Annotated in this window: 9 protein-coding genes; 2 read left to right on the forward strand and 7 right to left on the reverse strand. The window is 64.1% G+C overall.

Translation table 11 applies throughout. The features are described from left to right. Positions 1-6: 6 nt before the first annotated feature. The 6 genes from NP503_RS32545 to NP503_RS32570 all read right to left on the reverse strand — a co-directional run bounded on the left by NP503_RS32545 (position 7) and on the right by NP503_RS32570 (position 5,724). Entirely contained in the window at positions 7-711 is a 705-nt protein-coding gene (locus tag NP503_RS32545) for an ABC transporter ATP-binding protein (RefSeq protein ID WP_127273337.1), read from the reverse strand. A 46-nt stretch (positions 712-757) separates the two neighbouring features. Then, positions 758-1,912, reverse strand: a complete 1,155-nt coding sequence (locus NP503_RS32550) for an ABC transporter substrate-binding protein (RefSeq protein ID WP_127269566.1) — start codon at positions 1,910-1,912, stop codon at positions 758-760. A 42-nt stretch (positions 1,913-1,954) separates the two neighbouring features. Then, positions 1,955-2,689, reverse strand: a complete 735-nt coding sequence (locus NP503_RS32555; protein WP_245456824.1) for an ABC transporter ATP-binding protein — start codon at positions 2,687-2,689, stop codon at positions 1,955-1,957. 149 nt (positions 2,690-2,838) lie between these two features. Continuing rightward, a complete protein-coding gene (locus tag NP503_RS32560; RefSeq protein WP_127269568.1) occupies positions 2,839-3,423 on the reverse strand; it encodes a helix-turn-helix domain-containing protein in 585 nt (194 codons plus the stop codon). A gap of 71 nt (positions 3,424-3,494) precedes the next feature. Further along, positions 3,495-4,298 (reverse strand): N-formylglutamate amidohydrolase, encoded by an 804-nt coding sequence (locus NP503_RS32565; RefSeq protein ID WP_164748798.1) that lies wholly within the window; start codon positions 4,296-4,298, stop codon positions 3,495-3,497. A 16-nt stretch (positions 4,299-4,314) separates the two neighbouring features. Beyond that, on the reverse strand, positions 4,315-5,724 hold the full coding sequence (locus tag NP503_RS32570; RefSeq protein ID WP_127272457.1) for an aldehyde dehydrogenase family protein: 1,410 nt from the start codon (positions 5,722-5,724) through the stop codon (positions 4,315-4,317). Positions 5,725-5,879: 155 nt separating this feature from the next. On the opposite strand from NP503_RS32570, the gene NP503_RS32575 reads away from it, so the two are divergent. Next, positions 5,880-6,638, forward strand: a complete 759-nt coding sequence (locus NP503_RS32575; RefSeq protein WP_127270039.1) for an SDR family NAD(P)-dependent oxidoreductase — start codon at positions 5,880-5,882, stop codon at positions 6,636-6,638. Positions 6,639-6,867: 229 nt separating this feature from the next. Next, complete coding sequence (locus tag NP503_RS32580; protein ID WP_127270038.1) at positions 6,868-7,242, forward strand: hypothetical protein; 375 nt, start codon at positions 6,868-6,870, stop codon at positions 7,240-7,242. Positions 7,243-7,323: 81 nt separating this feature from the next. Here NP503_RS32580 and NP503_RS32585 read toward each other — a convergent pair. Then, a partial coding sequence (locus NP503_RS32585; protein WP_306256521.1) for an S-layer family protein occupies positions 7,324-12,299 on the reverse strand: 4,976 nt, incomplete at its 5' end.

Raw genomic sequence — 12,299 nt, forward strand, 5'->3', positions numbered from 1 at the left:
CGCCGCCTACCCGCCGATATAGAGGTTGAAGAGACCGTGTTCGTCGGCAAGGCTGGATGGCGGCCCGCTGTGGCGAAGCGTGCCGGCGCTGACGACATAGACGCGGTCGGCGAAGCGCAATGCCTGCCTGGCGTTCTGCTCGACCACCAGCAGCGTCAGCCCTTCCGCCTTCAGCTCGCCGATGAAATCGAAGATCTGCACGACGATCTTCGGCGCCAGTCCCAGCGACGGCTCGTCGAGCAGCAAAAGCTTCGGCCGCGACATCAGCGATCTGGCGATGGCCAACATCTGCTGCTCGCCACCCGATAGCGTGCCGGCCGCCTGCCCGTAGCGTTCGGAAAGCACCGGAAACAAGGCCAGGAAGCGCTCGATGTCCTGGCGCACGCCCTTGGGATCGCGCCGTATCGCCGCGCCAAGCCGAAGGTTCTCGCCGACCGTCAGATTGGCGAAGATGTGCCGGCCTTCGGGGGTGGAGGTCAGGCCGGCGCGAATGCGGTCCTCGGTGCGGACACGCGAAATGTCCTGGCCGTCGAGAACGACGCGGCCGGAAACCGGCGTGACCAGGCCGGTCAGCGCGTTGATGGTCGAGCTCTTGCCGGCGCCGTTGGGGCCGAGCAGGGCGACGAGTTCGCCCCGCCCGACCTTCAAGCTGAGGTCGCGCACCGCGCTCACCGCGCCGTAGCGGACGACCAGATTGTCGACGCTCAGCACGACGAGGTCTGCACCGAAGTCTCGATCCGTCATCGCTCGCTGCCCGTCAGTTCAGCGCCGGAACGAAGGTCGGCGGCGTGTCGGTGATCAGCACCCGCTTGCCGTTCGCAAACCCCATCACCGGCACGGCCTTGACCGGATAACCCTTCTTCTCGGCGAAGGATATGACCGGCGCCGTGGTGCCGGGATAGCCGCCCGGCGCGCGGATCGCCTCGCGCAAGGCGGCGGGCTCGACCGTGCCGGACTTCTTCGCCGCCTCGTAGCTGATCTGCACCATGTCGGCGCCAAGCGCGTCGAAGATGCCGTTGATCTTGTAGCCGTCGGCCTTGCACTGGGCCAGGAACTTGTCGATCGGGCTGTCGACGCCGGTCGCGCCATGGGTGGCGAACATCACCTTCTCCAGCGATGCCGGATCACCCACGGTGCCTTCCAGCGACTTGTCGTCGAAGGCATCGCAGCCGGCCACCCAACCGTCATAGCCATTGGCGCGCAGCTGGCGGATGAAAATGCCGACATCGGGCAGCACGCCGCAGATGTGGATGGCGTCCGGCTTCTGCGGCAACGCCTTGATGCTAGCGATCTGCGGCGACCAGTCTGATGTGCCCCAGGAATAGTTGAGCTTGGAGACGACCTTGCCGCCGAGATGCTCGAACACCTCGCCGAACCATTCCGGCAGCTTTTCGGAATAAGAGCCTGCATCGGGCGAGACCATCAGCGCCACGGTACGCGCGCCCTTGCCGTAGAGCGCATTGGCGGTCGCTGCCGCATTGATCGGATCCGGCACCGCGCCGGCAATGAAATTGTCGAGGCCGGCCTGCTGCATCTCAAGCTGCGTGTTCGGCGCCGAGAATACAGTGGCACCATAGGGCGCGGCGATCTGCGCTGTCGGGATCAGCGCATCCGGGAACGGCACGCCGGTGATGACCTGGGCGCCGGCATCGAGGAATTTCTGGCCGAGCGACACCGAAAGCTGCGGATCGGAGCGGTTGTCCTCGATCATCAGCTCGACCTTGGGATCGCCGGCGCCTGCGGCCTTGTTCAATTTGTCGGCCATGCAGCGCGCCCCTTCGGCCTCGCTGTAGGGTGCGTAGGTGCCGGTCATTGCCACCGCGAGCCCGATCTTCAGATCGGCGGCACCGGCATGCGTCACCTGCAAAAGCCCCGCCGCCACGACCGCGGCCCCCAAAATCATCTTCTCCATTTGACCCCTCCTTCTCCCTTGTTGTTGGCGCTTAGGGCGCCGTCACGATGTCTCGGACTGCCCGACATAAACCTCGATGACGCGCGGATCGCGCCACACCGCTTCGGTTTGCCCGGACGCGATCACCTGGCCCTGATCCATGACGCAGAGCCGGTCGCAAAGCCGGTTGATGAATCGCAAATCGTGATCGATGACGATGGTCGCGCAGCCGACATCCCTGCGAATGCCCTCGATCGCTACCGCCAATGTCTCGGACTCGCCTTCGTTGAGGCCGGCCGCCGGCTCGTCGAGCAGCAGCAACGATGGGCCCAACGCCAGCGCGCGGGCGATTTCGAGCCGACGCTGGCTGCCATAGGACAGCGTGCCGGCCGGAACGTCGGCGAAGCCATCCAGCTGATATTGCGCAAGCAGTTGATCGACGCCGATGCGTGCCGCCGCTTCCGGCCGAACCGCCTGGCAGGTGATATGGGCGACCTCGACATTCTGCCGGACGGTCAAATCCTTGAACAGCCGGATGGTCTGGAACGTACGCGCGACGCCGGCCCGCGCGCAATGCTCAGGACCGTGGCCGGTGATCTCCTTGCCCGCCAGCCTCACACTGCCGGTGTCCGGCTTGAGCACGCCGGAGATGGCGTTGACCAGAGTGGATTTGCCGGCGCCATTGGGGCCGATCAGGCCGAGGATTTCGCCGGCCTCGCAGGCCAGCGAGGCACTGCGCAACGCCTGCACGCCGCCAAAGGTCTTGCTGACTGCCTCAACCGACAGCATCGGTTCCATCTCCCATCCGGCCGATGGCTATTTCTCCTGTCGGCCGGTGAACAGGATGCTAGACCCCGGACTTTTCCATAACAAGTATTTTTTTCCATTTTAGAAAATATTCTTGAGAGGCCCCAAACTTTCGGGCCCGGATTCCAGTCAGGCCGGGATCAGACCCCGGCGCCGGCCGGCAGCCCGTCGCGCGGCACTGTGTTCGACATCAGCATGATCACCTGCTCTTCGCCCAGCGCGATATAGGCGTGCTGCATTTCGCCATCGAACAGGATGCTGTCGCCCGGCTGCAGCACGGTTGGATCATAATGGATCGTGTGCAGTTCCAGGCTGCCGCTCAGCACGTGGATGAACTCCTCGCCCGAATGGCTGCGCCAGCCACCGTTCTCCTCAAAACTCTTCGCGCGCAGCGTGACACGCCAGAAAATGTTGGTCTTGTCGCGAAAATCGCTGCACAGGACCTCGAATTCCATTGCGTTGCCCTGGTGCAGGATGCCGCTGCCGGCGCGCGTGATCGAGCGCCGCGCCTGCATGCCCGGCTTCGGGCTGAACAGGAAGGAGGCCACCGGCACATGCAGCACGCCGGCGATCATCAGTGCGACGTCGACCGTCAGCCGGGCTTTGCCGTTCTCCAGTTTCGACAATTGCGAAACCGAAAGGCCGGAGCGTTCGCTGAGATCGCGCAGCGTGATGTTCCGCTCCTTGCGCGCATCGCGGATCTTGCTACCCACATTGCCCTGCATCACCCGCGCCCTTGGCTGTCGTGTTTCCAATTCGACAAGCTCTAGCGGCGCGCCTCGGGGGCGTCCAGCCTTTAGACGGCTACGGCTGGTTTCGGCCATAACGACATCGCAACGGTGGCAAATACGGTTTCTAGCGTGCGGCTGACGAGCTCGAATGTTTCCGGATCGGAAAGCAGGTCGTTGCGGACTTCGAGATAAAGGCAAGGCCTGCCCTGCTCCAACCCGTGCCGGTTCAGCGTGTAGCCAACTGCCTGACGCCAGTCATACGGCTCGTTGTCGCCGATCCTCAACCCGGCCTCGGCGCCCCGCGCGCCAAGCGTTTTCAACACCGAGGTGACGAAGGGGGACTGCTCCCGCCACAGGACGCCGATGTCGACATTGCGCCTGACGCCGCCCATCACCGGGGTGAAGGAATGCACCGAGATCAGCGCCTGCCGGCCAGCCGCGGCGTCGATAACAGCCTGTTCGACCGGCGCCCAGGCGATCATCTTGCGCAGCCTGACATCGACTGCATCGGGCGCGAGATTGCCAGGCACCGGAATGCCGCCGAGATCCGGGCGCATGAAGTCCCATTCGCCGGCAGGCCGGTTGTAGTCGAGGAACAGCCGCGAATAATGCGCGACCACGGCCGGCGCCCGCAATGTCTGCGACAGCCGGCGCGTCAAGGCATCGATGCCGATGTCGACGGCGAAATGCGTGCCGAGATAGGGTGCTGCGAGGCCAAGGTCATGCCATGGCGCGGGCACCAGATTGCCCGCATGTTCGGCGATCAGCAGATAGGGGCTCGCCGCCTCGATCCGCAGCCGCTCGACACTGGCGGCGGCCAGCGCGGCGACTGCTCTCTCATCAAGCTCTGCAAGGCTCGCGGCGCTCACCGGGCCGTCCTCCGGATCAGCCGATGACGGAGCGGACATGATAGGCCTTGGCCGCTGTCGCCTCCGCCAGGCCGGCGCGGCCATTGGTGCGGCCGAGGCCGGAATTCTTGATGCCGCCCCAGGGTAGATGCAGGTCGGCGTGGTCGCAGCGATTGAGATAGACGGTACCGGCCTCGACCTCGTCGAGCAGCGCCACGCCGCGCTCGATATCTGTGGTCCAGATCGAGGCGCTGAGGCCGAAATCGCTGTCGTTCATCAGGCCGATCGCCTCGTCATCGCTGCCGACGGACTGGATGCAGGCCACCGGCCCGAACAGTTCGTCGCGCATGATCCGCATGCTGTGATCGACACCCACCAGCACTTCCGGCGCGACATAGGCGGCGCCAAGACCAGAGGCCTTGAGCGTTCCGTCTCGCGGCATCAGGCGCCGGGCTCCTGCCCGGACCGCCTGTTCGGCGAGATCGCGGATCGTGTCGGCGGCACTCGCCCGCACCACCGGGCCGACCATCGGCTTTTCGCCGATGGGATGGCCGATGGTCCATTTCGCCGTTTCGGCAACCAGCGCTTCGACGAAGCGGTCATGGATCGCCTGGTCGACATAGATGCGCTCGACCGAACAGCAGGACTGGCCGGCATTGGAATAGGTGCCCTCGGCGATCTGCGGGATCGTGGCTTCGAGATCGGCATCGGCGCGGATATAGGTCGGATCCTTGCCGCCGAGTTCGAGATGCACCTGTGTGAAGGTGCCGGCGGCGGCGGCATGGACGCTCCGGCCGCCATTGACCGAACCGATGAAATTCACCGCGTTGAAGGCGCCGGACGCAATCAGCTTCTCGGCATCGGCATGGTCGAGATGCAAGCTCTGGAAGACGCCCTCGGGGCCGCCGGCGGCACGGAAGGCCTCTTCCGCCAGTTCGGCAATCAGCGGCGTCTGCGGCGAATGCTTGAAGATCACCACATTGCCGGCCGCGAGCGGCGACGTCACGAGATAGCCGAGCATGGCGGTGGGATAGTTCCAGGCGCAGATCGACAGATGCAGGCCGCCCGCCACCGGCTTGGCATAGCGGCGGATGTTGTCATCCGAAGGATACGGCACATTGGCCAGGGTTTCCGGTGCGATGTCGGCAAGCAATTGTCCGACCAGCGCCAGGCGAGGCGTCTCGTCGGCCTGCCATAGCGGCCGGCCGATCTGCCAGGCCACCATCTCGGCCAGCGGCGTTGCCCGCGCCTTCATCTCCTCACCAAAGCGCAGCAGGATCGCCAGTCTGTCGGCCAGCGGCGTCCGCCGCCAGGACGGCAGGGCGGCACGCGCGCGGGTGAGCGCTGCCTCGATGGTGGAACCGTCGGCATAAGAGCGCGTCGTATAGGTCGAGCCGTCGACGGGAGAAATCACGGAAAAGGTCCGCGCGCCGGAATGCAGGTTCATGCTGTTGAAATCCATCCGAGCTGAGAGGTCATTTGGGGTACGATATCGCTATTTTCCATTTTGGCAAATTTTTTCTAATACCGCTTGATGGAATTTTGGTCCGCCCCTATTGTCCCTTCGATCTGCATTTTGGCAGGAACAGACGAGGGGTTCAGATGATCGCTTACGATTTCACCGGCAGGCATGCGGTCGTGGCCGGCGCAGGCGGCGGCATGGGCGAGGCGATCACGCTGGCGCTGCTCGATGCCGGTGCCTCTGTCACTGCCATCGACGTCAAGCAGCGTCCTGCGTCCCTCGCCGCCTATGACGACAGGCTCGCCTTCGCGCAGGGCGATCTCACCGACGCCGCCTTTGTCGAACAGACGATCGGCACGGCGGGCCGCGAGCGCGGTGGCATCGACTATCTCGCCAATGTCGCCGGCGTGCTGTGGTTCGGCCGCGACAAATCGGCCCTCGAGATGGATCTCGACGTCTGGGACGAGGTGTTCAACATCAATTTGAAATCCTTCGTACACACGGCGCGCTCGGTCGTACCCCACATGCGCGCGGGCGGACGCGGCGGCGCCATGGTGCATTTCTCGACCATCCAGTGGTATCGCGGCGACGCCAACCCGCAGGACGCCTACCAGGCATCCAAGGCCGGCGTCTGCGCGCTGTCCAAATCGCTGGCCATGCAGTTGGCCGGCGAACGCATCCGCTCCAACGCCATCTGTCCCGGCATGGCGCTGACCCCGCTGCAGGCGCGCTGGGACACCGAGGAGAAGCGTTCGGCCGTGGCGAGTTACGCGCCGCTCGGCCGCATCGGCACGCCGCAGGACATGGCCAACGCGGCCCTGTTCCTGCTCTCCGACGCGGCGAGCTACATCACCGGCATCGAACTTGCCGTCGATGGCGGCCTGCTGATGCGCATGTAGCCAGCACGCCCGCTGCCGGGCTGTGGCAGCACGACATGCCGGGTCTCTCCGCGATCACAATCTGTCAACTTTCCGTTCCTTGCCAGCCCAGGGATTGGAACGCCTCTATATGGATATTGCGGGCCACGAACCGCCGGCGATGACAGGATCACCGCGACGCGACGGAGGAGATTGCCCGTGTCCGGAAAGCGATATCCACACCGCTTTCCCGTTGAAGGGAGGCGCGACCATGCGCAATGTCACACCAAGGATCATAGCAATCGCATCGCTACTGGCGGCCGTGCCGCTATCGAGTGCTTACGCGGTACACCGCCACAGGGTCGAACCGCAGCGCATGTCTGTCGAGGCTAGAGCCGTCCTGGACCAGTTGCAGGGCGTCAAGCAAGGGATCGTCGAGGCAAGGGAGGCCAAGGCGATCACCCCTGAGCAGGAGCACGATCTGATGATGAGGGCCGACAGCATCCATCGCTCGGCCACTGACGGCGGCGCATACCAAGGTTTGCTCAGCCAGATTGAGAACTTGGATCAGCGACTGCAAGACGATTCAGGCGGCGGCTTCTACATCGGCGACGGCGCCGATGGCGGCTACTATCCAAACGGCTGACGCAGACTGACAATGATCGCACGGCGCCTCCGGCGATTGTCGGGGCTCCGGCTTTTCCGATACGAGATGGGGGGCAAACGCCTACTGAACCGACGCGACAGTGCAGACGGACGCGATGTCTCCGATGCCCTGGCAGAGGGCGGGACCGTTCAGGCGCGGATCCTCGACCAGCGTCTGCGTCCCGCCATCGGAGGGCTGGCCGGCAAAGAAGATAGGGGGCGGCTGACCGCCGCCATGCATGTCGGCATTGTGGACGACGACGCTGGCGGCTTCGGTTGGCGGCACCGCGTTGGCAGGCTGCACCACCAGGTCCGCGCCGACATAGGTCAACTCGTAATTGGCCGAGATGGTCAGGCTGCCTTGCTCGATGGCGTAAATGCCGGGCATGCTTGCAGTGGTGGCTTCGGTCGAAAGGCCGCCCGCGAACATGTCGCCGTTGACCAGCCCCAAGCCGCCGACCGTGTAGGTGAGTGGCGGATTGGCCGTCCCTTGTGGCCGGCTCTGCGCATCCGCAACCACGGTGATGGCCCGCTTGCCGATGCTGAAGTCCGCGCCGACATAGCTGATGTCATAGTTTGAGTTCGCGGCGTTGGTGATGCCGCCTTGCCCCATTGCATAGCCGCCGACAGTCTCACCAGCGGCGCGATCGAGAGCACCGGTCAACGCCGCGCCACTACCGAGATCGGAGACGGTATAGCCTAGGGATGACGGGTCGGCATCGCCATAGGATTTGCCCTGGCCGGCATTCGCCGTCACCGTTACTGCACGCTTGCCAATACTGAAACCGGCACCGACATAGCTGATGGCATAATTGCTATTCTCAGCGTTGGTCAGCGTGCCCTGGCCGATCGCATAATTGCCGACAGTCTCGCCGGCCGCGCGGTCGAGAGCACCGACCAGCAGCGCTCCGCTACCAAGATCCGAAACGCTGTAGCCGAATGACGAGGGATTGCTGTCGCCGTAGATCTTGCCTTGACCGGCATTGGCCGTGACGGTGATCGCCCGCTTGCCGATGCTGAAGTTCGCGCCGACATAGTTGATGTCGTAATTGCCGTTGGCGGCATCAGTGAGCGTGCCGCGGCCAATCGCATGGCTGCCGGCATTCTCACCGGCAGCACGATCCAGTGCGCCGACAAGTGCCGTTCCAGTGCCCAGATCCGAGACAGTGTAGCCGTAGGACAGCGGATCGCTGTCACCATAGGTCTTGCTCAAGCCGCTATCCGCCGTGACCGTGACGGCGCGTTTGCCGATGCTGAACCCGGCGCCAACATAGCTGATGTCGTAATTCGCATTGGCGGCATCGGTGAGGCTGCCGCGGCCGATCGCATAGGTTCCGACGCCCTCGCCGGCTGACCGACCGAGAGCGCCGACAAGGGCGACGCCGGTGCCGAGATCGGTAACGGCGTAGCCATAGGACAATGGATCGGCATTGCCGTAGGTCTTGCCCAGGCCCGCATTGGCAGTAACGGTCACCGCCCGTTTGTCGATGGTGAAGTTGGCGCCGACATAAGTGATGGCGTAATTGGCGTTCGACACGCCGAGATTGCCTTGGCCGATGGCATAGGTGCCGGCATTCTCGCCGGTCACGCGATCGAGTGCGCCAAGCAGCGATGCGCCGCTGCCGAGATTTGAAACGGTATAGCCATAGGACGATGGATCGCCATCGCCATACGTCTTGCCCTGGGCGGCGCTGGCGGTGACTGTCACCGCCCTTTTGCCGATGGTGAAATCGGCTCCGACATAGGTGATGTCATAGTTTGAATTGTTGCCGTTGGTCAGCGTGCCCTGGCCGATGGCGTACATGTCGGCATTCTCGCCGACATCACGGCCGAGTGTGCCGACCAACGCCACGCCGGTGCCCAGGCTCGAAACGCTGTAGGCGTAGGATGACGGATCGACATCGCCATAGGTCTTGCCCTGCCCTGATGTCGCTATCACCGTCACCGCACGCTTGGCGATGGAGAGCAGGCCGGCGCTGTTGAAGGCAAGGGCGTAGCCGTTCGAGGCAGCGACGTTGCCGGTGCTGATGCTGATCGCATAGGGCCCGCTGCCGACTTGTTCGTTGCCTGACAGCGTGGCGGTGGAGAGCGACGGCGCGCCGCCAAATGTATTGGCGGCAGCGTCGCCGAGATAGGCATTGGTGACGCCCGCCTGATAGCCCGACACCGTATAGGTCAGTGCCGGCATGGCGGTATCGCCATAAGTCTTGGCCGCATTTTCGGACTTCAAGGTCAGCGTCGGCTGATAGTTAAAGACGTAGCGGTTGCCGGTCGCGCTCACCGTGGCGCCGGCCGTCGTGTTCCAGACCGCCGTGTTGCCGCTGTCGAGATTGCCGAATGTGTTTCCGGTTGGGTTTGCCGCATAGATCAGCCAGCGGCCACTGGTTGCGGTGACAGCGTCGCTGCCGCGGTTGTTGACGAACCTGCCCATGGCTGACAGCACCGGATCGATTCCGCTGACCTTGGCGCCGACCGCCATCGTCAGGTCGCCCGTCGTCTGAAGCTTGACCTGGCCGGTCGTGGTGGCACCAGCCGTGACCACGCCGCGCGCATTGATGACGCCGCCGACGACAAAGCCACCCAGGTCGAACAGACTGACGGATCCCGCATTGGCCGCGATCGTGCCGATCTGGTTGCCGCCATTGTTCAAGTTGAAGTCGCCGGCGCCGCCGAGCAGCAGCGATGCCGCCGCCAGCCCGTGCGTCTGCGTGACCGTGCCGTTCGACGACAGCGCTAGCGTGCCGGCGCCGATCGACACCGCCCGGTCGATCGCGAAGGTGGTGGCCGCCGTTTCGATCTGCCAGTTGGCGAAGGACAGGCTGCCGACATAGGTCGATCCGACAGTCGCTGCAGCGGCGTCCTGCAGCGCCGAAAGAGACGTGATCGAACTGTCCGCCTCGTCGAGACGCCAGTTGCCATAGACGTTCAGGTTGGAGACATTCCCGCCCGCAAGCCCGGTGCGAAATGTCACGCCGTTCTGAGCCCCGGAACTGTCGTCCGGATGCGAATCGCGAACGGTGTAGGCCAGCACGCTGTCCGATATCCAGCCGGTCGGCACGGCGATGTAGTAGTAACCGTTGACGCCCGTGGTCACCGTGCCGATGTCGACACCGTTCGAGACGCCGGTGACCCAACCGGGATTTTTTGCATAGTAGGGCTGTCGCGTGGCCGACGAGAGCGGTGTGATGCCGCCATCCTTGTAGGCGATGCCGGAGATCGCCTGGATGCCGTTTGGATAGAAACTGTTCAGATACGGGTAGAGACCGCCGGTTCCGCCGACGAAAGCGGAGCTCAAGCTGGTGGCGCCGCCGCCCTGCAGCTGTGCCGTGGTCAGGCCGGTGCTGGTGACGCCTGCAGCGCCTTGGCCGGCAACGCCCGTCGTCGTTCCTGACGTGGTGGTGTCGAAATAGACATTGGTGACCGTGCCCCAGGAAAAGCCGACGCTGCCGCCAACGCCGGTAGCGCCCAGAAGTCCAAGCACGGCGCCTGTGGAATAGCCGTCGCTGATGGCGCCGACATTGAACCCGACCAGGCCGCCGATGTTGTCGCCACCGACAACCGAACCACTGGCATGGACCTGGCTGATCGTGCTGCTGTTGAAACCGGCAATGCCTCCGATCTGGCTGCCATCGTGTCCTCGCACCGCGTTCGTCGAAAACGAACCGGTGATCGTGCCCTCATTGCGTCCGACGAGACCGCCGACGGCAGCGACACCTTCGAGATAGCCGCTTGCCCAAACCCCCGATATCGTACCCTTGCTAAAGCCGGCAATTGCGCCGGTGTTGTACGAACCACTGATATAGGCGTCGACCAGTCCGACATTGCGCACCACGCCGGTGCTGCCGACATAGCCGAACAGCCCGACATAGTTGGCCGGAATCTGCCGCACCCAGATCTGGTTGATGATATGGCCGAGACCGTCGAAGGTGCCGGTAAAGCCGTTGCCGCCATTCTGGATGTTGGTGTTGCCGTCGGTGCCCAGCGCGGTGAAACCGAGCAGGTTGTTCCAATAGTAGGTGGAACTGGCCTCGATGTTGTTGGCCAGCGCATACCGTTCGGTCAGGCCGCTGTTGATCGCCTGCAGGCCGTTGACATCGTAGATCAGCGTGTAGCTCTGGCCGTCGATCGACAGCGCCTGCGCTCCCGGCGTGCCGGTGAAGGTCGCCGATGCACCCAAGGCATAGGAAATCGTGCCCCCGGTGCCGCCATTGTTGGTGACCAGCGTCAACCCGCCGACGCCGCCGATCGTGGCGTTCGCATTGAAGACGATGGAATGAAAGGCGCTGAGCGTCAGCGTGTTGGTGTTCCAGCTGATCGGCGCGGCAATGGTGATGTCGCCGGCCTGCGAACCGCCGCTGCCGGTCGAGATGGTGACGTTGGCGGTTGCGAGAAGGTTCTGCAGCGTGGTGACGTTGATGACGCTGTCATTGGTGTTGGCGGACATGCTGCCGCCGGTGTTGCCGGCAGCGTTGGAGATGGTGACGTTGTAGGGGTCGAGCAGAAGGTCGCCGGTATCGCCGAACCGGGCGCGCAGATCGACCGCACCGGTGAAGTCGAGGCGCTGCTTGCCGGACACTTCCGCGAAGCCGCCATTGCCGCCGTCATCGCCACCACGTGCGGAAATCTTGCCCGCGAACTTTGTCTGCTCGTCGGACCAGACGATGACCGTGCCGCCATCGCCGGTGCCGGTCGCATCGGCACTGATTGTCGTCTTCGCATCGATCTCGATTGTGACCGCGCGTTGCAAGGTGCCCTTGCCCTGCTTGTCACCGCCGATCCTGACGCTGCCGCCGCCATCCTTGCCCGAGGCATCGACCTTGGCGGCTTTGAGCTTCAGTTTGCGGCCGGTGACCGTGACCTTGCCGCCCTTGCCGCCGGCCTTGGCCGAAGCGTCGAGCGTGCCGGTGATTTCGACCGCGCCTTCATCGCCGCCAAGCACGATGGCGCCGGATTGACCTGACACCGTGCGTGCCTCGATGACACCGGACATGTTGACGGCCTGGCGTGCTGCATTGCGCACCGCCGCCGCCTTGAGTTCGACCAGTCCGCCATCGGCAC

This window comes from Mesorhizobium sp. SEMIA396 (assembly GCF_024518615.1).
Taxonomy (GTDB): domain Bacteria; phylum Pseudomonadota; class Alphaproteobacteria; order Rhizobiales; family Rhizobiaceae; genus Mesorhizobium.

Excerpts from the sequence above, each read along its gene's own strand:
- NP503_RS32550 (WP_127269566.1), bottom strand. The coding sequence starts at position 1,912 with ATGGAGAAGATGATTTTGGGGGCCGCGGTCGTGGCGGCGGGGCTTTTG.
- NP503_RS32555 (WP_245456824.1), bottom strand. The coding sequence starts at position 2,689 with ATGGAACCGATGCTGTCGGTTGAGGCAGTCAGCAAGACCTTTGGCGGC.
- NP503_RS32560 (WP_127269568.1), bottom strand. The coding sequence starts at position 3,423 with ATGCAGGGCAATGTGGGTAGCAAGATCCGCGATGCGCGCAAGGAGCGG.
- NP503_RS32570 (WP_127272457.1), bottom strand. The coding sequence starts at position 5,724 with ATGAACCTGCATTCCGGCGCGCGGACCTTTTCCGTGATTTCTCCCGTC.
- NP503_RS32575 (WP_127270039.1), top strand. The coding sequence starts at position 5,880 with ATGATCGCTTACGATTTCACCGGCAGGCATGCGGTCGTGGCCGGCGCA.
- NP503_RS32580 (WP_127270038.1), top strand. The coding sequence starts at position 6,868 with ATGCGCAATGTCACACCAAGGATCATAGCAATCGCATCGCTACTGGCG.